22 protein-coding genes and 1 tRNA gene are annotated in these 24650 nt (G+C 64.4%); 14 read left to right on the top strand and 9 right to left on the bottom strand.

All coding sequences use genetic code 11. The annotated features are described in order from the left end of the window. Window positions 1-139 precede the first annotated feature (139 nt). Window positions 140-3187: an FtsX-like permease family protein gene (locus KA354_06215; GenBank protein ID MBP7934227.1), complete on the bottom strand. Its 3048-nt coding sequence runs from the start codon at window positions 3185-3187 to the stop codon at window positions 140-142. Continuing rightward, window positions 3144-3884 (bottom strand): ABC transporter ATP-binding protein, encoded by a 741-nt coding sequence (locus tag KA354_06210; GenBank protein ID MBP7934226.1) that lies wholly within the window; start codon window positions 3882-3884, stop codon window positions 3144-3146. Before KA354_06210 ends, KA354_06215 begins: the two co-directional genes overlap by 44 nt. A 66-nt stretch (window positions 3885-3950) precedes the next feature. Between KA354_06210 and KA354_06205 the strand changes: the two genes are divergently transcribed. Beyond that, the gene (locus tag KA354_06205) at window positions 3951-4820 is read left to right on the top strand and encodes a metallophosphoesterase (protein MBP7934225.1); all 870 of its coding nucleotides are present in this window, start codon (window positions 3951-3953) and stop codon (window positions 4818-4820) included. Window positions 4821-4837: 17 nt separating this feature from the next. Continuing rightward, entirely contained in the window at window positions 4838-5656 is an 819-nt protein-coding gene (locus KA354_06200; GenBank protein MBP7934224.1) for a hypothetical protein, read from the top strand. 32 nt (window positions 5657-5688) lie between these two features. Here KA354_06200 and KA354_06195 read toward each other — a convergent pair whose 3' ends face one another. After that, window positions 5689-5958: a hypothetical protein gene (locus tag KA354_06195; GenBank protein ID MBP7934223.1), complete on the bottom strand. Its 270-nt coding sequence runs from the start codon at window positions 5956-5958 to the stop codon at window positions 5689-5691. A 724-nt stretch (window positions 5959-6682) separates the two neighbouring features. Between KA354_06195 and KA354_06190 the strand changes: the two genes are divergently transcribed. The 6 genes from KA354_06190 (at window position 6683) to KA354_06165 (ending at window position 13102) form a co-directional block, all read left to right on the top strand. Then, window positions 6683-8353: a hypothetical protein gene (locus KA354_06190; protein ID MBP7934222.1), complete on the top strand. Its 1671-nt coding sequence runs from the start codon at window positions 6683-6685 to the stop codon at window positions 8351-8353. A 111-nt stretch (window positions 8354-8464) separates the two neighbouring features. Beyond that, on the top strand, window positions 8465-8638 hold the full coding sequence (locus tag KA354_06185) for a hypothetical protein (GenBank protein ID MBP7934221.1): 174 nt from the start codon (window positions 8465-8467) through the stop codon (window positions 8636-8638). A 310-nt stretch (window positions 8639-8948) separates the two neighbouring features. Next, window positions 8949-9035: transfer RNA gene (locus KA354_06180), tRNA-Ser, on the top strand. A 410-nt stretch (window positions 9036-9445) separates the two neighbouring features. Next, entirely contained in the window at window positions 9446-9916 is a 471-nt protein-coding gene (locus tag KA354_06175; GenBank protein MBP7934220.1) for a hypothetical protein, read from the top strand. 542 nt (window positions 9917-10458) lie between these two features. Continuing rightward, window positions 10459-11295, top strand: a complete 837-nt coding sequence (locus KA354_06170; GenBank protein ID MBP7934219.1) for a PEP-CTERM sorting domain-containing protein — start codon at window positions 10459-10461, stop codon at window positions 11293-11295. A gap of 388 nt (window positions 11296-11683) precedes the next feature. Further along, window positions 11684-13102 carry an MFS transporter gene (locus KA354_06165; protein ID MBP7934218.1) on the top strand — a complete coding sequence of 473 codons (1419 nt, stop codon included), beginning with the start codon at window positions 11684-11686 and terminating at the stop codon, window positions 13100-13102. 30 nt (window positions 13103-13132) lie between these two features. On the opposite strand, the gene KA354_06160 is transcribed toward KA354_06165, so the two are convergent. Continuing rightward, window positions 13133-13312 carry a hypothetical protein gene (locus tag KA354_06160; GenBank protein ID MBP7934217.1) on the bottom strand — a complete coding sequence of 60 codons (180 nt, stop codon included), beginning with the start codon at window positions 13310-13312 and terminating at the stop codon, window positions 13133-13135. A gap of 293 nt (window positions 13313-13605) precedes the next feature. Here KA354_06160 and KA354_06155 point away from each other — a divergent pair, with 293 nt between their 5' ends. Together KA354_06155 and KA354_06150 are read left to right on the top strand one after the other, a co-directional pair. Beyond that, on the top strand, window positions 13606-14463 hold the full coding sequence (locus KA354_06155; GenBank protein MBP7934216.1) for a 4-(cytidine 5'-diphospho)-2-C-methyl-D-erythritol kinase: 858 nt from the start codon (window positions 13606-13608) through the stop codon (window positions 14461-14463). 46 nt (window positions 14464-14509) lie between these two features. Beyond that, the gene (locus KA354_06150) at window positions 14510-15358 is read left to right on the top strand and encodes a SpoVG family protein (protein ID MBP7934215.1); all 849 of its coding nucleotides are present in this window, start codon (window positions 14510-14512) and stop codon (window positions 15356-15358) included. On the opposite strand, the gene KA354_06145 is transcribed toward KA354_06150, so the two are convergent. From KA354_06145 to KA354_06130, 4 genes are all read right to left on the bottom strand, one after another. Continuing rightward, window positions 15316-15615, bottom strand: coding sequence for a GNAT family N-acetyltransferase (locus KA354_06145; protein MBP7934214.1), 300 nt, complete (start codon window positions 15613-15615; stop codon window positions 15316-15318). The two genes, KA354_06150 and KA354_06145, sit on opposite strands and share 43 nt — an antisense overlap. 5 nt (window positions 15616-15620) lie before the next feature. Beyond that, window positions 15621-16664: a hypothetical protein gene (locus tag KA354_06140; protein ID MBP7934213.1), complete on the bottom strand. Its 1044-nt coding sequence runs from the start codon at window positions 16662-16664 to the stop codon at window positions 15621-15623. Window positions 16665-16768: 104 nt separating this feature from the next. After that, entirely contained in the window at window positions 16769-16993 is a 225-nt protein-coding gene (locus tag KA354_06135) for a hypothetical protein (protein ID MBP7934212.1), read from the bottom strand. Between the two features lie 83 nt (window positions 16994-17076). Further along, window positions 17077-18486: a hypothetical protein gene (locus KA354_06130; GenBank protein MBP7934211.1), complete on the bottom strand. Its 1410-nt coding sequence runs from the start codon at window positions 18484-18486 to the stop codon at window positions 17077-17079. Window positions 18487-18661: 175 nt separating this feature from the next. Between KA354_06130 and infA the strand changes: the two genes are divergently transcribed. Together infA and KA354_06120 are read left to right on the top strand one after the other, a co-directional pair. Continuing rightward, window positions 18662-18889, top strand: a complete 228-nt coding sequence (infA, locus tag KA354_06125; GenBank protein MBP7934210.1) for a translation initiation factor IF-1 — start codon at window positions 18662-18664, stop codon at window positions 18887-18889. A gap of 104 nt (window positions 18890-18993) precedes the next feature. Next, complete coding sequence (locus tag KA354_06120; protein MBP7934209.1) at window positions 18994-20817, top strand: TIGR03960 family B12-binding radical SAM protein; 1824 nt, start codon at window positions 18994-18996, stop codon at window positions 20815-20817. Window positions 20818-20837: 20 nt separating this feature from the next. Here KA354_06120 and KA354_06115 read toward each other — a convergent pair whose 3' ends face one another. Next, window positions 20838-22601 (bottom strand): TIGR03790 family protein, encoded by a 1764-nt coding sequence (locus KA354_06115; protein ID MBP7934208.1) that lies wholly within the window; start codon window positions 22599-22601, stop codon window positions 20838-20840. A gap of 149 nt (window positions 22602-22750) precedes the next feature. On the opposite strand from KA354_06115, the gene mdh reads away from it, so the two are divergent. Together mdh and KA354_06105 are read left to right on the top strand one after the other, a co-directional pair. Further along, the gene (gene mdh / locus KA354_06110) at window positions 22751-23692 is read left to right on the top strand and encodes a malate dehydrogenase (GenBank protein MBP7934207.1); all 942 of its coding nucleotides are present in this window, start codon (window positions 22751-22753) and stop codon (window positions 23690-23692) included. 15 nt (window positions 23693-23707) lie between these two features. Continuing rightward, entirely contained in the window at window positions 23708-24580 is an 873-nt protein-coding gene (locus KA354_06105; GenBank protein MBP7934206.1) for an RNA methyltransferase, read from the top strand. Window positions 24581-24650: the final 70 nt, after the last annotated feature.

Here is a 24650-nt window from a genome sequence, read left to right as displayed (position 1 = left end):
CGAAACACTGGGATGTCAGAACGACGGTGCAGAAGGGAGGCGCCTGTTGCCCTCGGCCCCTCGGGGCGTCTCCCGGAACGCTCCGGGGCTGCGATCACCAAACCGGAAGCTGATGGAAAGCCGACCGCTCGCACGACCGTCAGGTCGTGCGCAACGCGTCGATGATGTTCGTGCTGGCGGCTCGCCGGGCAGGGAGAACACCTGCGATCAGGCATACGGTCAGGGTCAGGCCGATGGCGAGGCTGAGCCAGCCCCAGGGAACGGTCGCCTCGGGGCGGAAACCCCAGATGGCCTCGGTCATGGCGTTAATGCCGAAGGCGGCGTGCATCCCCAGGGCGACGCCGATCAGCGATCCAAGGACACCCAGCACTAGGGCTTCACCGATGACCAGTCGGGTGATCTGCCACCGGGTAGCTCCGACGGATCGGAGCATGGCGATCTGACGGATGCGGTTGGTGACGTTGGCCATCATGAGGTTGGCCACGCCCAGGGCGGCCACGATCAGGGCCACGATTGGAATCGCCGAGCAGAGCCGGGTCGCTCGGCCCAGATCGTGGTCGATCTGGGACTTGAGTGCCCGGACCGAGGCGTGCATGGTGTTGGAGCTGCCGGTCCGCCTGGCGATCAGCCGCATCACCAGCTCCTCGCGGTAGGTCTGCCATCGCTCTTCCGGGGTGAGATCGGGCCAGGGAGGAGCCAGTTGCGGCGTGAGGGCCTCGCGGAAGAGGCGAAGGAGAGGTACCTGGTCCCAGGCGACGCGGCTGCCGGGGCTGGCCTGGCGATTCTCGACATCACCCATGATCAAGTCGATCTCGGCCTTTCGTTCGGGCATCAAAGGAGCCCACGATCTCAGCTGGCTGACCATTCGAAGCGGGTCGCTGGTCAGCGGTGGTCTGGCTTCCTTGAACTCAGGCGGCACGTGGGCCGAGAAGGGGATGTCGAAGTTGACCAGGAACAGGCTCGTCTGGCGGGGCAGCCCGAAGACCTTGCTGGCATCGTCCAACGTGCCGAGCACGACGTGGACCGCGGCTGCAACCAGCATGTCCCCGGCATTGAAGTAGTTGGCGGCGATGTCCAGGGCCGGGCTGGTGACCACGCCGGCGATCTCGAAGTAGCGTCCTTGACCGAACAGGGCGCCTTGCCGGACGAGCACCTTGTCCTTGTAAGTCTTTTTCTTGGTACGGACAAACTCGGGCGTGACCAGGATGTAGCCGCCGCGCTTGAGCTTGGCCTCGGCCTCATCGCGGTTGCCCTCGACGAACTCGAGCTTGGCGATCCGGAAAAACTCCTCCGGATCGCCGGCGACAAAGAGAGAAACGGGGAAGTCGAAGAGCCCGGCGCCAATGGTCCGGCATTTGATGCCGGTATTGATGAGGGCGCATTCCTCCTTGCCCTTGATGTTGGAGTTCCTGACGCCTTCCGTCCGCCTGGCCTGGTCGGCCACGGTCCAGTCGATCGGGGGCAGGGTGTACACAAAGGCCTCGCAGAAGTTTTTCGGGAAATCCCATCCGGCCGCCAGGGAGGCGCTTAGGACGACCAGCGTGACGATGAGTGATAGCCCGACCATCAGTCCGCAGCAGATGGCCGACGAGCGCCATACCGCCCGCCCGATCTGGTCGCCCAGCAGCCGCCGGGGCAGGGCGAGGACGACGGTCATCAGATGAACCGCGAGCGGGCCCACCAGTCGGATGGTCAGGGGCATGATCAGCCCGTAACCGGTGAACAGAAGCCCTACGCCGATGAAGCTGAGGTGGGGCTTGAGGAACCACTGGTTGGCGGGAATGCGAACCAGCATCACCGAGTGAGTGACAATCATCGCGACGCCAAAAAGCGCCGCCAGCCAGGCTAGAATGCCCGAAGGGGGCTGGGCCTGGGGCCGGGAAGCGGCCAAGGGTGAGACGCGCAGGGCCTGCATCATCGGCAGCAACGCACCGGCCAGCGTTGTAGCGAGCCCGCCGGCCAGGGCGAGGGCCAGCCCGGACTTGTTGATCGCCAATTCACCGATGTACTCGGGGGCCAGCCAGACGCTCATCTTGGCGAGACCCAGTCCAACCGGGATACCGAGGAGGATGCCGACAATGCCAGTTGGCAAGGCTTCGCCCAGGACCAGGAGGGCCATCTGGACACGGGTCATGCCCAGACAGCGGAGTGTGCCCATCTGGCCGATCCGTTCCACCATCCCCATGCTCAGCGTCGAGAGAATGGTGAACAGGGCGGTGAAAAGGGCTACGGTGGAGAACATTCCCATGACCACACCAGTCTGATCCTGGGCCATCTGGACCTGTCTCATCTTGGCACGCGAGGAGGTAACCAGGTAACCCTCCTGGTACTTGCGAACGATCATGCTCAAATCGGACTCGGCCCGGACGATCGCCTGGTCTGTGGTGTTCTCCAGGATTACATCGATCTTGGTGACCCGCTTCGGATCGCGTCCATAGCCGGACAGTGCTTGGATGCGATCGAGCTTGGCCAGTACTACCGGACGCTGAGTCTTGGCCACCCGGCGGTGCTTGAGCGTGCCGACCACGGTGAACACGGCCACCGACTCGGTCGGGCGGTCATATTCGTTGAGGGCCGCCGCGCGCAGGGTGAACTTGTCGCCGAGCTTGAGGCCGAGCATGTTGGCGAACTGGTAGTCAATCACCGCCGCGTCGGTGTCGTCCTGCCGCAGCATTCGTCCCGCAACACGCTCCTGGTCGTAGTCGCGGAAGATGTACTCGAGATCCGGCTCGATGCCGATGGCCTGCACGAGTTGATCGAGCATGCTGGGGTCCGCTTCGTCGTCGAAGGCAACGTCGGCCGGCAGACTGGCGAGCGGCGGGGGCTGAGAAGTGGGGACCGCAAGAGGGAGATCGGTCTCCGGGCGGGAGGTGGTCGGATCGAGCCTCCGAAGCAGCATTCGCCGCTTGAGCTGGTAGGTCACGTGCTTGACGTTGGGGATCCTCCGGACTTCTTCGCTGACCGACTGGAAGACGTTGCCGTCGGCTCCGTAACCGCTTTCAATGGCGGCGTGGCTCTTACCCACCCACAGCCAGACCTGATCACGAAGGGCCAGCCGCACGGACTCATAGGCGCAAGTCACCCAGATCACCACGCCAACGCCGAGGGCGATGGCAGCGAGGGCACCGGCTGTCCGTCCGGGCTTAGCCCGCCAGTTTCGCGTACCGAGTTGCCACCAGTGCCGCATCGCCGAGTTCTACTCCCTCGATCGAGCCGATGAGCTTGCCGTCCTTGAGCACGTGGATCTCGTCCGCGTAGGAGGCCGCCACCGGTTCGTGTGTGACCATGAGGACCGTCTTGTTGAGTTCGTGGGCCAGATGACGGAGCAACTGCCAGATCTCCGCCGCGTTGACCGAATCGAGGTTGCCGGTCGGCTCGTCGGCCAGGATCAGGGCCGGATCGTTCAGCAGGGCCCGGGCGATAGCCACGCGCTGCTGCTCACCACCGGACATGGCCTGGGGGCGATGCTCGGAACGGTGGTCAATGTGCACCAGCCGCATGATGTCACCCACCCTGCGACGGATGTCCGCGCCGGGCACGCCGTCCACGAGCAGGGGTACGGCGATGTTCTCGGCCGCGGTGAGCGTGGGCAGGAGATTGTACGCCTGGAAGATGATCCCGACCCGCCGCCGGCGAAAGAGCGTGCGGCTGCGATCCCACATGTGGGTGATGTCCAGACCCTCGACCCGGACCGTGCCGCGGTCGCAGGTGTCCAATCCACCCGAGAGGTGAAGCAGCGTGCTCTTGCCCGAGCCGCTGGCCCCCATGATCGCAACCAGCCGGCCCGCCGCCACCCTCAGCGACACGCCGTCCAGGGCCCTGATGACCTGACCGCCCATGCGGTAAGTCTTGGCCAGATCCTCGATTGCTAGTACCGCGTCCATGTCACTCCGCGCCATCTTGTAGTCGGCTGAAACGGCTCCTACACTGGATCATCGAGGTCAATGACCATGCGGATCGTTGCCACCGCCGACCTTCACTACGATATCACTCGCAGTCGCGAGCCGACCCGACTTATTGCCGAGGAGATCTGCGGGCTCGAGGCCGATGCCCTACTGGTCCTTGGCGATGTCGCCGGGCGAGACTCGGGCATTGTACTGGAGGCCCTTCGGCTTTTCGACCGCTTCAAGGGGCGGAAGTTCTTCGTGGCTGGCAACCATGACATCTGGACGGGCCCTGGCGGCGACTCCCTTGACAAACTGGAACGCGAGCTGCCCGCGATCTGCCGTCAGGCAGGCTTCCACCCTCTCGACATCGAGCCGGCGGTGCTCGGCCATGTTGGCCTGGTCGGCTCGATCGGATGGTACGATTTCAGCTACCGGCCACGGCAGCTGGGGATTCCGCTCCGCTTCTATGAGGCTAAAATCGCTCCGGGAGCCGCTGATCGCCTCCCCGGCTTCCAGCACCTGCTGGCCGATCGATCGGATGTGCCCGAAGCGGCTTTCAGTATCGGCACCCGCTGGATGGACGGCGAACACACTCGGCTCAGGATGACCGACGTCGAGTTCTGCCAGCGACTGGTGGATCGGCTCAGCCGACATCTGACGGAAGTGGCCGGGCAGTGCGATCCAATCGTCGTGGGAATGCATCACGTGCCTTTTGCCGAGTTGGTGCCCGCTACGGACACCCCCTCCTGGGCGTTTGCCGGCGCGTTCCTGGGCAGCGATTGGTTCGGAAGGGCGCTGCTGGGACAACCGAAAGTCCGCATGCTCGTGTGCGGCCACAGCCATAGGCTGGACCGGCTTCGGTGCGGGCATATCGAGTGCATCAACGTGGGATGCACCTATCTGGCCAAAAGATACGAAGTGCTTGATCTCTGACGCGAAAGGGAACACCGATGACAGAGATAGGTCGACGGGACTTCATGGGTCGGGCGGCGTTCACGGTGGGGGGGCTGGCGGCCGGCCGCATTCTCTTCGCGGAGCAGCGCCCGGCACCTTCGTTCGTAGTCAAGGTGCTGTACGACGGCAATCCGCCGGAACCCAAGGAGGTCGACTGCAGCGAAGATCCCTACTGCGCCCAGTTGGTCAGAGAGAAGCCGAGGACGGAAGACACACTCCTGGTGAGCAAGGATCGGGAACTCCAGAACGTGTTCGTTGCCGTGGTCAAAGGCCTACCCAAAGACAGCAAGTGGCCGGCGCCCAGTGAACCCGTGCGTGTCAACGAGAAGTGCTGGTTCACACCTCACGTGGTGGGTGTCATGGTCGGCCAGCCGCTCGAATTTCACAACGACACCAAGACGCTGGAGGTCCCCCACGGCTTCGCCAGGCGAAACAAGGAGTTCAGCTTCAATATTCCGGAAGGCCAGAGACGCCGCGTGGTCCTGGAATACCCGGAGGTGATCAAGCTCAAATGCGATGTCCATCCGTGGGAACTCGCCTGGTGCCACGTGGTCGATCACCCGTTCTTCGCAATATCCGACGCCAAAGGACAGGCGGCCGTTCAAGGGCTGCCGACCGGGGAGTACGAGATCGAGCTGTGGCATGAGATACTCGGGACTCGTACCGTGGCGGTCAAGGTCCAAGACGGCAAGACGGCCACAACGGCGGCCGTGAAGTTCCACCCCGACCGCAGACGTCGGCCGGCAACGGCCACCTCGCCAGCAGAGACCTCGCGAGACAGCTCGACCCCGGCACCAGCATCGTCTTCCTCGTGATCACAATGCCCGGCAACCCCTGAGCCGGGATATCAACGCTCCGGGAAGCTCGGCGTCTTCTGCTTTGAATGCAGCCGGATCGTCCAGCCGCATGCCCGCCAGCGGTCCGCCGCCGGCCTCCAGTCGGTCTTGTGGGTGAGACAGACAAGCGCCACGGTCTTCATACTGCTATGCGGGCCTTCCAGCGACTCGGTGATGGCCTTGGAGTCCTGCACCGTCGCCGGAAAGCAACTGTCGTACCGCAACATGTCAATCGGAAAAGGCACATGCCCAACCACCTCGAACCTATGCTCAAACCACATCCCGTTCTCCTCTCCAAGTTCAACCCCCCTCGCTCTTCCTCGCGGAGCGTCCTGCCCAAGGCAAGATGGGTGAGTATTTCCAGACATCCTACACCGCCTATTTGCGTTTTGTACAGCCAAAAAGACAGAAAATAGCGACTTTAGATGATTTGGAGAATTGATTCGGCACCGTATCGTCCTCGCGATAGGACTACAACGGCCGATAACTGACCGGATGGTTCAATCGCGGTGAACTTTCGCGCGTTCCGGATCCCGGCAACGCTTGGCCCACACAGGATGGTCACCCCTTGGTTGTGTCGTATCATGAAGAGGTGACTGCTCGGCAGCATTCCGGCGTACCCGCGATGCTTGGCTCGGCCGGTCGACCTTCAGGCAAGGCAACGGCGTGTTCGGGTGCCAGACGCCGAACAGAAACGCCGCCTCCCGGTGGGTTGGAGAGAGGCTCATGGTCAGGATGCGGAAGGTCGGCTGCGAGGACGCCTGGTGGCCGGTCCACGGCCGCGCCGGTCCGGCGACCTGCGCGCGGGGCCTTGATCGGCGGATGCTGCGATCGAGCTGAAAGTGGAGTGGCCTGCAGGGCGGCGGCTCAGGGGAATGGGGAGTTCTTTTGAGAGGTCAAACGGCGGTGTGGCCTGGGGCTGTGGAGAGTGCTGAAGGGGGCGTAAACGCTCGGCACCGAGCGGCACGCCCTCAAGGGGCGATCCGAACGTGGAGGCACATCCTGGTGGGCCTCACGATCGCCGGATCGGCTCTTGCCCCCATGTCGGCCGGCGTCGTCGCTCAGGCTGGGCTCATTCCCGGCGATGTCAACGGCGATGCGGATGTTGACGGTGATGACTTCACGCTCTTCCTTCCCTGTATGGCCGGTGCGGGCGTGCCCCTCGAAGCTGATGCCTTGCCGCCGGGCTGCGCGCTGACGGCCGACGCGGCCGGCCGAATGCCGGCAGACGGCGATCGCGACGGCGATGTCGATCAGGATGACTTCGGCCTGCTCCAACGGTGCTTCAGTGGTCCGGCCACGCCGGCCAACCCCGCCTGTGTGTCCGGGACGTGGCTGCCGATGCCCGGCGATCGCCAGTGGGCCAGGCAGACCCTGGTCAAGGAGTGCGACTACATTGCCGACTGTTCGTTCAGCGAAGATGCGACCAACCACGCAGCGGTCGCTCCCGACGCGGATGGGTACGGTGTTCTCAATGACAACCGGATTCACTGGAAGGGCCCGGATTGGGTCCGGCCCGGCGAGGCAGCCATGGGCGCGATCGGTCTGATGGCCGGTGCCCGGAAGTTGCACGGCGACTCGGTCAGTATCGGTCGATATGACCGGATCCTGGATCGCTTCTTCCAGACCTGGCTTCTGCAGCGACGTCAGCCGATCGTGGCCGACGCCGGTGACGACCGTGGTGCTATCTGCAGCGACGTGGAGTACGACGCGCTGGGGAAACGAGAGGGCTGCAGCGGGCCGAATGCCGCGGTGACCGGGCAGATGATCGTCACCATGTGGAAATACGGCCAATACAAGCGGGCTATCGGGCGGGCGAGCCTTGCGGACCAATGGTTGCAGGACGCCTGGCCAGCGGCTCGAGACGGGGGCGAGTTTATCGCTCGCCACGTCAACACAACACATCAAATGGTCCGCTCAAACTCGAGCGGCGAGGATTTGTGGCTCACCGACGCGGTCTTCTCTGCGGCGGCCATGCGAACCCTGGCGCTGTGGAGTGAGGCCGCCGGCCAGAGCCCGGTTCGGGACTACGCCGCTGCGGCGACGGTCTTGAGCGCCGGCGTGAGAGCGATGGCCGATGCCGGAGTCTGGAAGGGCTTCTTTCGATACCGCGATGCGTCCGGAGGCTACATGCCATGTCACGGTGACCAGATTGACCAACTCTGTTTCCTGCCCTACGAGGCGGGTGTGCTCGATGCCGGTGACCCCCTGGCCAGATCGATCAGCGATTTCTGGACAGTCGGCGACCGAGGCTCATCGTCGATCCGAATGACGCCGCACACGGCTGATCCCACGGACTGGCGTTTCTATGGAACTCATCTTCATCATTACTTCGACACCGCGCGTCCCGAGAATCAGCTGCTCTCACCCGGAGCAGGTCTCCAGTTGGCACGCATGGAGTGGCGCCAAGCGGTGCGGACCGGAGATCTGGAGACGCTGCAGCGCGCTTGGTGGCGGTTCCTGTGGGTGGCAGACTCCGCTCGATCCGGATTGTGGTTCGGGGTAACCGGTGAACGCGAAGCCGGCGTAGGCAACGGAATCGTGGACTGGCGGCGGGTGGATGACAGAACGCAGTCGGCCCAGGGCTACGAGCGGTTTCTCGATACCAGCGCGTACTTCATCGAGGTCGTTCTCATGCTCTACCACGGCATCGACACGTCGTACATGCCGGACTGAGCTCGTGGGACCGTACGGCGATCGCCGCAGGGTATCCGCCCCGAAGCGGTTGACCGTACGCGTGTGGCTGGCCGGAGAATACCACGTGCGCACCCAGGTCATCAACAACGGGTGAGCAGACTGGGACCCAGCGACCGGCTGCTTATTCTGAAGAAGCCGTTCGATACCATCGAAGTCCGCCAGTTGGCCGAGGCTCTCACCGCGAAGTGGGCGCTGACCAGGAAGGTGCGGGCCCGCATCGAGGATCTCGAAAGTGAGCTCGTCGCCCGGAGCACGGGATCCTGAGTTGCTGCGAAGACTCCCCCAAGCGTGCCGCGATACCTGGCGGGGAAAGCTCCTACGGAGGCCTCGGGATTCTCGCCGATCTGCCTCCTCAGAGACCGGATCCGCGAGGTGCAGGCCGCCCGGGACCGTGCGGCAGGGTTGCGTGAGAGCCGTGTTGCCGTTACGCTTCGTCCGCGATGAAACAGAGTGGGGCTCCCCGTCGTCGCGTGGTGCCTCAGTGGCCTCAAGCCGCGTGACTGCCCGGCGCTGAGTGGGATTCCGAGTCCCTGCCCGAGTTCGTCATCGTTGGTCGCGGGCCGACGGCTTTCCCGGAGGCGTGCCCGAGCGGCTGAAGGGACCGGTTTTGAAAACCGGCGTGCGGGAAACTGCACCGGGGGTTCGAATCCCTCCGCCTCCGTTAGAATCGCCCGTAGACTTGCCGATTTCAGCGGTTTTGCGGGTGTTGTTGCGCCTTGTACTGCTTTTAGGTTCTAGTGGTGTTTGTCCGCCATCGTCTACTACAGCCTCCGGTTGTTGCCTGTTTTGCGCCCAACTAGGCGCCCAGACGAAGCCCCCTTTGACACCGGCCCCGTCCGTTCCCGTGGCCTCCAGTTCCTGGACCGGAGGGATGGAGAGATCCGGCAAGACCGCCAGGGCCGTGGCTCGATTCCTGTGGACCGTTTGGGCGTACCTGTCCATGGTCAGACTGTAACCCCCCTCGTGCAGATTGCGGGCCTGGCCGTCCGGCCGATCCTTGATGGCTCGGAAAGGAACTCGTATACTGGATCCAATTCGAGGGGCGGGCCGTGGCGTGCTATGGAGGCGACGATGGGGAAGGTGAAGGCTGGCGGGATTTCCGTGCTATGGGTGAGCGCAACGATGATCGTCGTCGGGCTGCTCGCCGTTCTTGGGGCTTGGATCTCAGGGACTCTCATAGCTGCTAATCTGCAAGATAAGCTCATCGGCAACGGCCCTGCCATCCCCGTCGTGTCGGCCGCCTACCTCGCGTACGAGCGTGAACAGCTGCGCCCATGCTGGGTCCTGGGCCTGGCGGGCGCCGGATTGGTCCTCGCAGGAGCTGCGATCCTAATGGCCCGGGCAACAGCTCAGACGCGATCCTTCAGGCGGCGATTGGCCCGCAAGCTCAGCGGTTACTGCGGCCACTGCAACTACGACCTCACCGGAAACACCAGCGGAGTCTGCCCGGAATGCGGGGCGGCGGTTGCGTCGCGTCGCGGCTTCTCCGGTTCGAACTCCACGCTTAGGGGCGGCCGGCTCCAGCCTCAGCCTCCGGAGTGAGGCCGGAATCCGCAACTCGGCCAGGAGACAACGCTCCAGGACCGCGGCGCCGGGCACAACCGGTGCGAAAACGCCCGGAAAGGCGTCCAGCCGCTCGCCCCGTTCAGGTCCCTGTCTCACCACCAGGGATGCCTTTCCCCGTGCATGGTCCCCCCCTCGCCAAGAGCTGCCGCACCACGCGACCCACAAGCCGGCGGCGACGGCTACGTGACTACGCGAGCGGGGGTGGACACCCGCAGATCTGCCCGGGCCATCCCTCCAAGTGAGCAAGTCGCTCTCCTACCCCATGCCCTCCCAACCTGCTCCTGCGGAGGTCCAATAAATCCAGTCGCGGAGAACCGGGCATCATCCGAGCGGCCGTCGTCGTAGCCCGCGACCGACCACGGAGCACGCGGACCTGGGGTGGGAACGCCGGTTGCCAGACACAGATCGTTGAAAAGCCGCAGGTGTTGGGATAAGATTAACCAACTACGGGGGGTCCAGTCACGGGTTGTCCGTTGGGCTTCTGTGTTTGGTGTATATCGTTCTGAACGGAGGGAAAAGTGAGAGTATCTAACTGGTCTGCACGTATCGTCTCGGTCATGGCGGTTCTTGTGGCGGCGGGTGTGGCGGCTGCTGGCAATGTCCCAGCAGGCGTCACCGGGCTCTGGCGGTTCCAAACCAGCGAAGACAAGCTGAAGGCAACCGTGGGTACAGACCTGACCACCAGCAATCCCGAAAACAGTACCTGGATGCCGGGTCCCATGGTTGTCATCGAGCCGGGGATGAGCGACGCGGGTGTCGTTCAGGAACTGAGCTGGCACTACCTGACGGTCACGCACAACATCGGCGCCAACGGCGGCGGCAGCTGCGTGAATCAGTACACCGTCGCTGTCGACTACCTCCAGACAACGGAAACGGCCATGTGGAACGGCAATTACTACAACAGCCTGTTCCAGACCAACATGGGCAACTCCAATGACGGCGATCTGTTCATCAAGGGGCCGTCTCGCACCGAATCCGTCATCGGCACCGCTGATACAGGCTACTCAACCCTGACCTTCGATTCGTCCCAATGGCACCGAATCGTCTGGTCCGTCGACAACAGCAGCTTCTTCAGAGTCTATGTTGACGGCGCGCTGTACCTCGACGGCCCCGCTCAGGGCGTTGACGGCAGGTTCTCCCTCGATCCGACTTTCCTGCTCTTCGCGGACAACGACTGGGAGGACGCCTGGGGACTCGTCGCCACAGCCGCAGTGTGGAATCGCGCCTTGACGACTGGCGAGATCGCCGGGATGGGCAGCACCACTACCGCGCTGATCGTTCCGGAACCGGCGGCCATGTCACTCCTGCTCGTCCTTGGCGGGCTCTTCGGTTTGACCCGGCGCGTCGGCAAGTAAGTCACTCCTGCTCAACCAAGCGGAGCGCACCACCGCGCTCCGCTTTTTTTATGCCTTGCGGATCGCCGTACGCGACCGGGGCCAATTCGAGTAACCCAGTTGTTCTCGTCAACCCATCATGTGACCCAATCCCCGTTCTGGTTCATCCCCCCGATGACAGCCCGAACGCCATCGGGCGAAGGCAGCCAACGGGATGTCCGCCTGCTGATCCGAGGATCGAATGGTCGAGGCTGATCATCGTCGCAACCCGTTTTTCAACCCGGTCTTAGGCGCGCGGAGGACCGGTCGGGAACGTCGAGGTTGACAGCGGGGCAGCGAACCTCTCTACTGCCGCAAGCTGAACCATGTGAGGAACAGCTTCCATGACTCCGATCGCGGGAGCAGCCTGATGAGCCATCAGACCACCAATTCTGGCGCAACGTCAACCGATGGGGCCGGATCACCGAGCCAGCGGTGGTACCAGGGCATGTCGAATTACCACTGGTGGGTCTTGTTCATCGGAGCCCTGGCCTGGACGCTGGATACCATGGCCCAGCGAATCTTCGTCCTCGCCCGCGCCCCCGCCTTGGGTGACCTGACCAGTCTGGATCAAACCGCCGCCTTGGTTCGCACCTACGGCAACTACGCCACCGCCGCGATGATGATCGGCTGGGCGGTCGGCGGCTTCTACTTCGGGATCGTGGGCGACAAGTGGGGGCGGGCCAAGACGCTCTCGATGTCGGTACTCATCTACTCGCTTTTCACCGGACTGTCCGGCTTCTCCGTCTACTGGTGGGACTTTTGCTGCTGGCGGTTCCTGATGGGCTGCGGCATCGGCGGAGCCTTCGCGACCGCGGCTACCCTGATCGCCGAGACTCTACCGTCCCATTCTCGGCCGTTTGCCCTGGGCATGTTCCAGGCCCTGTCCGCCGTGGGCAACATCACCGCCTCGGCGCTGGCCTGGACGCTGGTCTTGCCCGAGAGCTTCTATCTGAAGGGCCTCTGCGCCGACGGCTACCTGAGTAGCCTCTTCCCCAACGGCATCCCCGGCTGGCGATTGCTGTTCTTCCTCGGGGCTGTGCCGGCCGTGCTCGTGTTCTTGATCATGAAGACCATCAAGGAGCCGGAAACCTGGCTTGCGGCGCGACAGAACGCCCAGGACAAGCTCCACAAACAGATGGGCGACATACGCAGCATGTTCACCGATCCGCGTTGGCGGCGAAACACGCTGGCCGGTGTGGCCCTGGCCTCTGCAGGCGTCGTGGGTCTGTGGGGCGTCGGCTTTTGGTCTCCGGAACTGATCAACGAGGCGTTCAAGGGTTCCGGCCTGACCAGGGAGAAGATCGGCACGGTCAAGGCCCTGGGCACGCTGCTCCAGGATGTCGGGGCTTTCTTCGGCATGTTCGTGTTCACCATCCTGGCTACCCGGTTCGGCCGGAAAATCAGCTTCGGAGCTTCATTTGCCGTGGCGTTGATCGTTGTCGCTGCGGTATTCCTCACCCTCAGGCAGGAGTGGCAGGTCTACGTGCTGCTGCCCCTCGTGGGCTTCGTGACCCTGAGCGTGTTTGGTGGCTACTCGATCTATTTCCCAGAGATCTATCCAACTCGTCTGAGATCGAGTGGCACGGCCTTCTGCTACAACGCCGCTCGTGTGTTGACCGCCGCCATCCTGCTGTTCTCGAACCTGCTGACCGACTTCCTGCGGAACGTCGGCGTGGTCGAGGTCTTCCGCTGGGGGGCGGTGGTGCTCTGCGGGTTCTATCTGCTGGGACTGCTTGCGTTGATCTGGGCGCCGGAAACCAAGGACCGGCCCCTGCCGGAGGATTGATGAAAGAGGAACCTCGCGGCCAGGCGGGAGCTACTTGCCGGCCGGGCTGGCCGTCTCACTACCCGGGGCCGCCGCCCGCTTCTGGGTGGGATCAGGGACAATGAAGTTCTTGCCGCACTTCCCGCAACGGACCTTCTTGCCCCGAGCCTTGTCGGGGACCTGGAGGATCGTTCGGCACTTGAGATTGGGACAGATCAGCGTGACAGCCATGTGCGCTTGGTCCTCGTCTGCCTGGAGCTTCCCTGAGCCCGGATACTGATAAAATCGGGTCGGCGAGCCCGGGGGATGAGTTGAAAATGGCCCCCGGGACCGGCCCGAGGGTCGCTCTAGCCTCGGAACGGGGGAGAGTCCGAGAATAGCCACCTTGGCCATGATCCCCGCCCCCAAGCCACGCGCGTGCGTCGTTGACAGGTCGTCCCCGCCTGCTAGAATCGCGCCGCCAGTGAAGGGCGGAGGCAGAGTCTGACGTGCGGCGGCCGGCGCGAATTCGGGCAACAGTGATCATGGACCTAACGCTTCAATCGCCCGCCAAGATCAACTGGACGCTGCGAGTCGTGGGACGCCGGCCGGATGGCTATCACGACATCGAGTCCCTCGTCAGCACCATCACACTCTTCGACGATCTGGCGTTCTCAGAGAGGGCGGATGCGCGGTTCGAGGTGATCTGTGACCGGCAGGACCTGCCCGCGGGACAAGGCAACCTCATCTGGCGGGCCGCCTCTGTGCTTGCCGCCGAGGCCGGAGCACGGTCGGGAATGACCTGCCGACTCACGAAACGTATTCCGATGGGGGGCGGGCTGGGCGGCGGAAGCTCCAATGCCGCCACCACCCTGATCGGCCTGAACCGGCTCTGGGGCCTCCACTGGCCGACAGATCGCCTCCTGCCACTCGCGGCGCGGCTGGGCAGCGACGTCCCCCTCTTCCTCTACGGTGCTCCGGTCGTCATCAGCGGCCGGGGCGAGCACGTCCGGCCCGTTCCCCTGGCCTGGAGCGGCTGGATCGTCCTCCTGCTGCCGGGTGTGTCGGTCTCAACCGCCGAGGTCTACGCCGCGTGGCGCCCGGCCGAGACACCCTCTCCCCCGACCATCGCCACTTGGCCCACGGAGCGATTGCCGGCGGTCAGGTGGATGGAACAGAGCTACAATATGTTGGAAGGGCCCGCTTTCCAACTGAGCCCGGCCTTGCGCGCGTGGCGCGATCGGGCCGCAGCCCTCGCCGGCCGTCCGGTGCGGATGTCGGGCAGCGGATCGACCTTGTTTACGGCTTTCGACGAGGAGTCCCAGGCTCGGACATTTGCCGACCGAGCGGCCCAAGACCTCGATGTGGACGCTTGCGTGGTACGGCCGTTGGAGCAGAATTGACGTCCGCGGAGCTCTGCACCTTTTCGCCTTTTCGGAGGTTGCACCCATGGAAATCACGGAAGTACGGATCAAATTGGTGGAGAACGCACGAGAGCGACTTCGGGCTTTCTGCAGCATCACCCTGGACGGCGCGTTCGTCATCCGCGACCTGAAAATCATCGATGGCACAAACGGCGTGTTTGTGGCCATGCCTTCGCGCAAGTTGATGGACAGGTGTCCCCGGTGCGGTTCGAAGAACCATCTGAGATCCCGGTTCTGCAACGATTGCGGTGCCTCCCTGAACGAGAACCGGGCCCCCAAGGACACTCAGGGCCGAGCCAAGCTCCACGCCGATGTGGCCCACCCCATTAACGCCGCCTGCCGCGAGCAGGTCCAGAAGGCGGTCGTCGAGGCCTACCAGGCCGAGCAGGAGAAAGCCAAATCACCCGACTACAAGCCTGCCAAGTTCGACGATTTCGACGACTATGAGGACGTGGAGGATCTTGCCGCCCCCATTCCCGCGGAAGCCGCGCCTGCCCCCCAGCCCAAGCCGGCTCGCGAGCCTCGACCTCAGCCTAGGGAAACGCCGCCCGCCCCCGTGGCCGATGCCCGCGCCGGGGAAGGCAGGAAGATAACCGGCGACCACTTCGGCGACTACAACTCGCTCATCGCCGATCTCAAACGCGATGCCCAAAGCCGGCGCCAGCCCAACGGAAGAGGATCCGACGCGGACCACCCGGCCACGACTGACCAGACGGCCGAGGATTCCGGTACACGCCGCGAGGCCACTCCTCCCGCTCCGCGCCCGTCACGGGCCGATCGCGGTTCTTCCGAGACGGCTGGGCCTAAGGCGCCCACCGTCCCTCCGCCACCTCAGGCCGCGGGCGAGAACGACTCCTTCGGCGCCGGACTCTGACCTCGGTAACGGCCTCCACCGATCCGGGCATAGGCGGCGCGGGAACGAAACGACGACAGGGAGCCCCATCCGACAACCTCGCCCGAACGCTCCGCCACCGTCACCGGATGCCCTTCGCCGTGTTCCTCGAACCACGCACGCCGCTCATCCGGCGACTCCGGCTTGGTCTGGTAGGTACAGTTGGATTGCAGCACGTCGTAGTTGTAGATGTCGTTGATGGCCACGAGATCGGCCGGCCTCGCAAGTCGAATCAGCACTTCAGTCACTCTGCCGGGACCGGACGCTGCTCGATGAGATCGGCGTCGGCCACGAAACCCGCTTTGACCTGAAGCGTCTCCAGCTTCTGCGAGACCTCTTGGGCCATCCGGCTGTTCGGGAACTCCTGGCGGATGCGGAGCCCGACTTCGAGGGCGTCGCGCCAGCGGCTCTCGGTCACGGCTAGCCCGAACTGCACGCCCAGATTGACCAGCCGGGCTTTGAACACGTGGCGGGCGGAATCCTGCAATGCCTGGGCTTCTTCCTTCGTCAGGTAAGCGTCGAGTTCGGTCAGAATCGCGATGCCACGGTCGATCTCCTCACGCTGGACCGCCAACTTCCATTGGTCCAAAAGCTCCTGCTTGCGGACATCCCGGCGGCGATCCAACTCGGCGGACAGAGAACTCACCCGCTCGTGACGGGGAAACAGCTTGGTCAGACGGTCTGACTCGACCTGGGCCCGGTCCCACCGATGCTCGTCCATCATCTTCTCGATGTGCGAGAGGGCCTCGTTGATCTTCTCCTCAATGGTCATCTCACGCTTCAGGCTGACTTCCTCACGCAGCTTCTGAGCTTCCTGCTTGTAGCCGAAACGACGCTCCATCTCGTTGATGAGATACTGGACGGCCTCTGCATCCCCGCCGTACATCTCCTCGTGGATTGCCTGCCGAAGCGCCTCCCGTTCCAGCTCCCGGTGAGCGAGCGACTTGGCCGTGTCAGACAGCCGCACGTTGTCCGCGATGGTCTTGAAGTGGGGCTCAATACGCCGGGCGATGACCAGCAGATCCACGGCGATCTGGTGAATGCGGTTGACGTTCTCCTCCGCCTGGGCGGTGAGCTCCAGCAGGCAGTAGGCGAACAGCGAGACCGTCATCAGAATGCACCCCGCGGCCAGCAGAAAGACACCAGATCCGTGAGCGCTCGACCAGGGGGTGAACTGGTACAGCCCAACCAACGCGAAGGCACCGCCCACCACAGCGCCCCCAATCGCAATCGCCAGCGACATGGATCGGATTGACCGGTTCCGTTCAGGATTGGGTAGTTCGAACACGTTACTTGCTCCTGGGGCTGCGGCTTGCCGTCGCGGCTCAGCATCCCGAGTCCAGAGGCACTCTAAGGGCTGTCGGCGGCCAAGTCAACACGACCGGCCAGCATCTAACTTTCGATCTCGGTTGGAGTTGCGGTGATTGGCTCGTTGCTTGCCTCCCCGTCCGGGCTTTCCATCTGCTTAGCCCTGAGCTCCTTCAGCTTCTCCTCGAGACGGTACTGAAGCCACTTCTCGCGCCGGTGCTTCTCCTTCCCGACGACACGAAGGAATATGCCGCCCCCCAGCAAGGCAAACAGCACCGTCAGCAGCGTCTGATAATCCGGAGGGGGCATGATTCTTGCCTCGCCAAGACTACAGGACCTGCCTCTTTCATCGGATCTTGTCTGAAACCAGTTGACCTCCCCCAGGAAATGAGTCATCGGGCCAGAATCGCCCAGTAACCCCCGTCGTGATAGTCGGCCGGCGCCGCACCCGCCCAAGGCAGGATCCTGGCCGACCGCTCGAGCCGCCAGTCCGGGTGACGCTCCAGGAACCGCGTGACCAGGGCTTCATTCTCCTCAATTTCCAGGCTGCAGGTGCTGTAGGCGATCCGGCTCTGGGGGGTGGCCAGGCGGGCGGCGAAATCCAGAAGCTGGAACTGCAGGGCGGAGAGCGATTGAAGGGCCCGCATGCGGATTCGATACCGGGCCTCCGGGCGGCGAGCCAGTACGCCGGTATTGCTGCACGGCGCATCCACCAGAATCCAGTCGATGGGCCCGAGGGCACGCGCCGCCGCCTCGAGATCTCCGGGGAGAACCGTGTCAATGATGCTCAGCCCGAGCCGGGCACCGTTTTCCCGAACGGGTGCCAGCCGGCTGTCATCCTTGTCACTGGCCAGGATCACCCCCGTGTTGTTCATCAGTTCCGCCATCTGCGTGGTCTTGGTGCCCGGACCGGCGCAGAGATCGACAACGCGCTGGCCAGACGCCGGCGCCATCGCTTGGATCACCCCCATGGCCGTGCGGTCCTGGGGCTGAAACCAGCCTTCGAGAAAGGCGCCCGTCAATGAGAGCGGTCCCCAATGGCTCACCACGACCACGTCGCCCCTCAGAACCGGCTCCGCCGCGGCAGCTTCCTCGCAGAGACGATCGGCCAGAGCCTGCGCCGTGGTTCGCAGCCGGTTGGGGCGGAGGACGATCGGCGGCCGGCATAGCCCCGCCAGGCACACCTCTCGCGCCCGCTCCAGCCCGAAGGCTTCGCACCACCTTTTCACCAGCCAGTTCGGCTGGGAAGCGGCGGCCGCAAGATGATCGATCGGATGCCGGTGCGGATCCGGCAGCACCGCCCGACGGAACTGGCAGTACTGCCAGGGGTCAATCGGGATGGCCCTGACCGCATCGGCCTCCGCTGCGGGTACTCGGCGCTGCTCGATCTCGCGCTGCAGCGAGCGGAGCAAAGCGTTGACGAACTGGCCTGCGCGCGATCCCCCCTCGCCCTTGGCCTGAGCCACGGCCTCGTCCACGGCAGCGAAGGCCGGTATTCCGTCGAGCCAGAGGAGCTGATAGCCGCCGAGCAGGAGAATCTGCTGCAGCTCCGGCTTGACCCGTTTCCACCCGTTGATCGCGAACGTGCCGAAGACGGCCGCCAGCGTCTGGCGATGCCGTAGAGCACCCATGACCAACTCGACGGCCAAGTGCCGATCGCGCTCGCTGAGGGCTGCGGCGGTCAGCAGATGCTCCACCGATTCGCCCGCGACATGCCGGCCGAGACGCAACTCGGATAAGGCCACCAGGGCCGCCGCGCGCGCCGGAGAAACGCCGTGTCTGGATGGATTCGTTCTGCTCACCAGGTCGCTTCGGTTTTCTCAACGAAGCGATTATACCGCAGATGGTCGGCACCCGTCACACGCGCCGCCCATTTGCCTTTTCTCGCAAGGCAGACGATAATGCGCCTTCGGCCGCCTGTGGATTCACCATAAGGCTCCAGGTGTCCGATCGGTGGTTTTGCGAGGATGGTGCGACGTGGCCCAGGCCCAGAGTATTCAGTTCGAGGCCAAGGTAATCAAGGCCCTGCCCAACGCCCAGTTCATCGTCGAGGCAGAGACCGGCGGAGTCAAGCACGAAGTGCTTGCCCACATTGCCGGCAAGATGCGGAAGAACTTCATCCGCATCGTTCCCGGTGACATCGTGACCGTGGAAGTCTCCCCCTACGATCTGGGACGCGGGCGGATCGTGTATCGCCAGCGGTGAAACGGCGGAACGGGCTCGGTCGCTTCACGCCCGATCCTCCCCCACACTCAACCTTGCGCACAGGGACGGCCTGCCACCCTCCTCCGTTCAGCCTTTGATCCCGCATGAGCCTCCGTCAACGGATCAGCGAAGAGCTTCTCCCTTTTGTCCGGCAGCCGGGACAATACATCGGCCATGAGTGGAACCAGCCTGTGCGCCCAGGCGACTGGGAACGGGCGGACGTACGCGTCGCGCTGGCATTCCCGGACACCTACTCCATCGGCATGAGCCACCTCGGTTGCCAGATCCTCTACGCCCTGTGCAATCAGATGCCGGGAGTCTGTGCCGAGCGGGTCTACGCGCCCTGGGGCGATGCCGAACAGATCATGCGGCGGCGCGATATCCCACTGTTCACCTGGGACACACGCCAGCCCGCCCGCAATGCCCACATCTTCGCCGTCTCGCTCAACTACGAGTTGGGATACACCAACCTGCTGCTGCTCCTTGATCTGGCCGGCATTCCCCTGCGTGGCGAGGAGCGGGAAGAACAGGATCCGTTGGTCATCGTCGGCGGACCCCAGGCGGATAACCCCGAGCCGATCGCCGATTTCGTCGATCTGGTGGTGATCGGCGAAGGCGAGCACAGCATGGCGGCCATCGTCGAGCTCTACCGCCGCATGAAACGCGAGGGTGCCAGCCGGTCGGACATGGTGAGGGAGATGGCCCGGAAGTTCGAGTGGATCTACGCCCCGGCGCTGTACGATGTGGATTACCACACCGACGGCACCATGGCTGCATTCCGCCCGCGTGGTCGGTGTCCGGCCGGCTTCACGCCACCTCAACACATCGCTTGCTGTCAGACGCCCGACTTCGAGGATGCCTTCGTGCCGCTCCGGCCGCTGGTCGCTCACACCGAGGTCGTTCACGATCGCGTTAGCATTGAGATCATGCGCGGCTGCCCCCAGCGCTGCCGCTTCTGCCATGCAGGCTACACGAAACGCCCGGTTCGCGCTCGCAGCGTCGATCGTATCCTGGGAATCGCCGAACACGCCTGGGAGGCGACCGGCTGCGAGGAAATCGGCTTGCTGAGCCTCAATACCGCCGACTACCCGCACTTGGCGGAACTGGCCGGGCGGCTCAACAAACAGTTCCATGAACGGCACGTGAGTCTGTCGGTCCCCTCGCTCCGGGTCGACAAGATGCTCTCGGATATCCCTTGGCTGGTATCCAGCGTCCGCAAGAGCGGCCTCACCGTGGCGGTCGAAGCGGCCAGCTCGCGGCTACGCAGCGCGATCCGCAAGAAGGTGACCGACGAGGACCTGTTCGCCGGCCTGAAACAGGCGTACGCGGCCGGCTGGAACTCGGTGAAACTCTACTTCATGTGCGGCTTCCCCGGCGAGCGCGAGCAAGACATCGCCGACATCTTCCACCTGTCACGGAAGCTGAGCCTCGCCAAGCGGGCGGTCGGGGGGGGGCCGGCTTCGATCACGGCCAGTGTGGGTTGGCTCATCCCCAAGCCGCATACACCCCTTCAGTGGGCTGCCCAGCCTCACGCGGATTACTTCCACGAGGCTCGGATCCTGCTCCGCCGCACTTCCGAGCAGTTCCGCTCGGCCGTCCGCATCAAGACCCACAAGGTCGAGCGCTCGATTCTCGAGGGCGTGCTGTCTCGCGGCGATCGCCGGCTGAGCGGGGTGATCGAGGCCGCCTATCGGCTCGGCGCCCGCATGGACGGGTGGGACGAGTGCTTCCGATTTGACCTCTGGCAAAAGGCGTTCGAGCAGACCGGCCTCGATCCGGGCTTCTATGCCCACCGCGAGCGCCCGGTGAGCGAGATTCTCCCGTGGGACCACATCGCCAGCGGCCCCGATCGTGCCTATCTTCGCCAGCAGTACGAAGACCTCGTCGCTCGGGCTGTCCACGCCACTCCGACCGAACACCCGCAGTGACACCGGCTGACCGCGTGTCCTCAGTTCGCCGGTGAGGCCGGTCGTCCACCTGCCCATTCGGGGGGGATCAGCTCCGCCGGGAATACCTGGTCAATCGTTAGCACCGGCTTGGCGCCGAACGGTCGGTACAGCGGGTCACCGATCATCATCATCATCCACGATGTGCAGGGAGTGGTGTAGGCGTAGCACTCCGCCAGCGTCATCCTCCCGCTGAGGAGCAGGCCGAAGAACTCCGTGGGCTTCGGGAAAGCATGGAGATAAGGCTCCGCCACCGGACCCAGCGTGGCAGCCATGCCGTCCAGCAGCAGACCCCGGCACCAGCCCGTCTCCTTCGGCTGCTTGAGACCGGCGGCCTCGAAACTGGCAATGTGATAGCCCACCGATCCGGGAACGAACGCGCAGGCCCGGACGTATCGGCGAAGGCTGTACCAGCCGCAGTAGAGCATCGTCTCCGGGCAGTCGCCGTCCGCGAACAGCGCCGAACGGTCGTCCAGGTGGACCGGCAGGGAAGTATTGTCCTTCAGCAGCTGGGCGAGGCTGCGAAGATCCGTGTCATACTCACCGTGCCCCTGGCTTCCTCGTATGCCTCGGGCATCGATGGCCACGTTCCCGCGAAGGCCAGCTCTCTCGACGGCGATCGACTCGTCGATGATCCGGCGGGCCACACCGGCCGTCGGCCCGTCGATCCGGCAGACCAGCAGGGTACGCCGTTCGTCCCGCCCTGCCGGCTGCGTGCCGATGCCTTCCGGCGCGCCGGGGCTGCCTGTCGGGTACGCCACTCGCTGCCGCCAATTGAGCCGGTTCGGCTGCCAGCGGTAGCGCGGATGGTGGTCCCACCAGAGCAGCATCAGCTCGCTGTCCACCGCCGCCTCGGTCTCCCGCCCCTCAACCTCCTGCATGTCGCTCTGCAGACTATACGCCACGTCGAGCAGACCTCCCCACTGACGGAGCAGTGGCCGGGCCTTCTCCCGCTCGGGATCGGTGAACGCGCGAGACATCAGCGCTCGGGCCTGCAACAAGACCTCACGCCCTTGTCGCTGTGAGTCGGCTAGCGCCCGGGAAGCATCCTCCCCGGCGTCCGCCCGCGTGCTGATCTGGGCCAGCAGTCGAGCCGCCCCTTCACCCGTCTCCACCAGCTTAACCCACCGATGAAACGCTGGCGGGGGCTCCCGGGTCGGCGGATTGGGCATGATTCGCGCGAAGGCCGAAGCCCGCAGCCGCTCGTAATCCTCGGCCAGACGCGCCAGATCCTTGTCGCTCGGCTGCGTGGTGGTCGGACGCGTCGCCGGGTCCTCACCGGCGAGAACGGCCAACTCGGCGTCAACCTTGTCCAGTTCGATCAGCGTCTCCTGGAGCTGGCGACGCCATTGCAGCAGCAACACCCGTTCCGCGGCCGTGTTCTTGCGGGGACTCACACGGATCGGCAGACCGTAGAAGGGCACCAGGCATCGCACCTTCTCGCGAAGTCCGTGCCGCTCGAGATAGTCTCGCACCGGCTGGCGGATCAGCCTCTCGAACTGGCCCGGCACAATCTCCTCAGACCTGCCCAGCACGATGAGTGGGCAGAGCCGGTCCGCGGGCACCCCGCGAACCTCGGCGTATCGCTCAGCCAGCCCCTTGCCGGCCGGATCGGCGTCATTGTAGATGAGCAGCAGCTCATCGGCGGCAAGCACCCCCGCCGATACGGGAACGCCGGCCCCAATGACGATCATGCCAATGGCGAGGCAGACCACATGCCCGATCGATCGAGTCGTGCTTGCGTCTCGGCTCTTGCCTGGGTCCACGCGTTCATTCTACGTGGATTCCGCCGGCTCGCCAATCGGCTTGGCCCCACCTGGTCGTCGGTCTATAATCCGCCCGCGTGCGGCAGACGCAGGCTCCATTCCTTCGTCGTCGCCGGGATGGGCGGCCTCACGCCGCGGAGGAGTCCAACATGGGTAAACGGGCGAAGATCACCGTGATCGGCGCAGGCAATGTCGGGGCCACGTGTGCCCATTGGGCGGCAGCCAAGGAACTGGGCGATATCGTCCTCGTTGACATCGTCGAAGGGCTGCCCCAGGGCAAGGCCCTTGACCTCCGGGAAGCCGCCCCGATCGAACGGTTCGACTGCGACATCATCGGCACCAACCGCTACGAAGAGACCGCCGGCAGCGACCTGATCATCATCACCTCCGGCCTGGCCCGTAAGCCGGGCATGAGCCGCGACGACCTCGTCGCCAAGAACACCGAGATCGTCAAGAGCGTCGCCCAGCAGGCCGCCAGGTACAGCCCCAATGCGGTGATGATCGTCGTCAGCAATCCACTCGACGCCATGGTCTACGTGGCCTGGAAAGCGTCCGGCTTCCCTACCCATCGAGTCATCGGCCAGGCCGGCGTTCTCGACACCGCCCGCTACCGGGCCTTCATCGCCATGGAACTCAACTGTAGCATCGAAGACATCACCGCCCTGCTCCTCGGCGGACACGGCGACGACATGGTCCCGCTGCCCAGCTACACGTCGGTGGCCGGCATCCCGATAACGCATCTCATCGGCCGGGCTCGCCTCGATGCCATCGTCGATCGGGCTCGAAAGGGCGGCGGCGAAATCGTCTCCTTGCTCAAGACCGGCAGCGCATACTACGCCCCCGCCGCAGCCGGCGTCCAAATGGCCGAGGCCATCATCAGGGACAAACGGCGAATCCTGCCCTGCGCGGCCTACTGCGACAAGGAATACGGCATCGGCGGATACTTCGTCGGCGTGCCGGTGATGCTCGGGGCCCGTGGCGTCGAGAAAGTGATCGAAATACCGCTCACGCCGGAAGAGAGGGCCGCGTTCCAGGTCAGCATCGACCATGTGAAGGAACTCGTGGCCCTGACCAGCAGGCTCATGGCTTGATGGTGCGATTCGCGCATGGAGGAAGACGAGCGCTTACCCTCCGAATCCCGTCTTCCCCCGGTTGGCAAACCCTCCGGGGCTATGGCCCGGGTGCGCGTGATTCTGATCCGCCCGCAAATCGCCGGCAATATCGGAGCCGTGGCCCGCATCATGGAGAACTTCGGGGCCGGCCCGCTTGTACTGGTCGCTCCCCAGGCCGATCCGCTCCATCGCGAGGCTATGCAACGCAGTACTCACGGCGAGCACCGACTCCATTCCGCCCGCGTGGTCGAGTCCCTGGAGCAGGCCCTCCAGGGGGCAGTCTTCGCTGTGGCCACCAGCCGCCGGCCCGGCCCCGTCCATCAACGCGACGACCTCCTGCCCCGCGACCTCGGAGCCGCCTTGGCCGCCCATGTGGCCGACGGCGATCTAGCCCTGCTGTTCGGCTCCGAGGACAACGGCTTGTCCCGCGAGGACCTCCTGGCCTGCGACGCCGTCGTCCAGATCCCGGCCTCACCGCACTACCCAACCCTCAATCTGTCTCACGCCGTGGCCATCTGCCTGTACGAGACGTTCTTGTCGCTGGCCCGGTATCGCCACACCGATGAGGTCAGACGTCGCCACTCCGATCCGGCTGATCTGGCCATGATGGCCCGCCTGACCGACAAGCTCCAGCACGCCTTGCTGACACTCGGCTACCTCCGACCGGAAAAGCCCGACCACCTCATGTTCCCCATCCGGGCTATCCTCTCCCGTGCCCAACTCACCCGCGCGGAGGCCCAGATTCTGATTGGCCTGGCTCAGCAGATCGAAGAGTTCGCCCGCTACGGGCCGTCGAAACGCTCGACCAACGAGGGCAGGCCTGCGAGCCGCCAAGATGCCAAGATCGCCAAGAGAAAAGATCGTTGAGTCTCCGGCTCAGAATGACAGGAATGAACCTCTCGGCGTCCACCTGTATGATGTCGTGTCCTGGAAGGTC

It is taken from the genome of Phycisphaerae bacterium, from assembly GCA_018003015.1.
In the GTDB taxonomy this organism is placed as follows: domain Bacteria; phylum Planctomycetota; class Phycisphaerae; order UBA1845; family PWPN01; genus JAGNEZ01.
Note: the sequence above shows the minus strand (reverse complement) of the source record. Positions and strands in the feature narration are given on the sequence as shown.

Bases quoted from the DNA above. Each gene is read 5' to 3' on its own strand.
- KA354_06215 (MBP7934227.1), bottom strand. From the start codon at position 3,187: ATGCGGCACTGGTGGCAACTCGGTACGCGAAACTGGCGGGCTAAGCCC.
- KA354_06210 (MBP7934226.1), bottom strand. From the start codon at position 3,884: ATGGACGCGGTACTAGCAATCGAGGATCTGGCCAAGACTTACCGCATG.
- KA354_06205 (MBP7934225.1), top strand. From the start codon at position 3,951: ATGCGGATCGTTGCCACCGCCGACCTTCACTACGATATCACTCGCAGT.
- KA354_06200 (MBP7934224.1), top strand. From the start codon at position 4,838: ATGACAGAGATAGGTCGACGGGACTTCATGGGTCGGGCGGCGTTCACG.
- KA354_06195 (MBP7934223.1), bottom strand. From the start codon at position 5,958: ATGTGGTTTGAGCATAGGTTCGAGGTGGTTGGGCATGTGCCTTTTCCG.
- KA354_06175 (MBP7934220.1), top strand. From the start codon at position 9,446: ATGGGGAAGGTGAAGGCTGGCGGGATTTCCGTGCTATGGGTGAGCGCA.
- KA354_06165 (MBP7934218.1), top strand. From the start codon at position 11,684: ATGAGCCATCAGACCACCAATTCTGGCGCAACGTCAACCGATGGGGCC.
- KA354_06160 (MBP7934217.1), bottom strand. From the start codon at position 13,312: ATGGCTGTCACGCTGATCTGTCCCAATCTCAAGTGCCGAACGATCCTC.
- KA354_06155 (MBP7934216.1), top strand. From the start codon at position 13,606: ATGGACCTAACGCTTCAATCGCCCGCCAAGATCAACTGGACGCTGCGA.
- KA354_06150 (MBP7934215.1), top strand. From the start codon at position 14,510: ATGGAAATCACGGAAGTACGGATCAAATTGGTGGAGAACGCACGAGAG.
- KA354_06135 (MBP7934212.1), bottom strand. From the start codon at position 16,993: ATGCCCCCTCCGGATTATCAGACGCTGCTGACGGTGCTGTTTGCCTTG.
- KA354_06120 (MBP7934209.1), top strand. From the start codon at position 18,994: ATGAGCCTCCGTCAACGGATCAGCGAAGAGCTTCTCCCTTTTGTCCGG.
- mdh (MBP7934207.1), top strand. From the start codon at position 22,751: ATGGGTAAACGGGCGAAGATCACCGTGATCGGCGCAGGCAATGTCGGG.
- KA354_06105 (MBP7934206.1), top strand. From the start codon at position 23,708: ATGGAGGAAGACGAGCGCTTACCCTCCGAATCCCGTCTTCCCCCGGTT.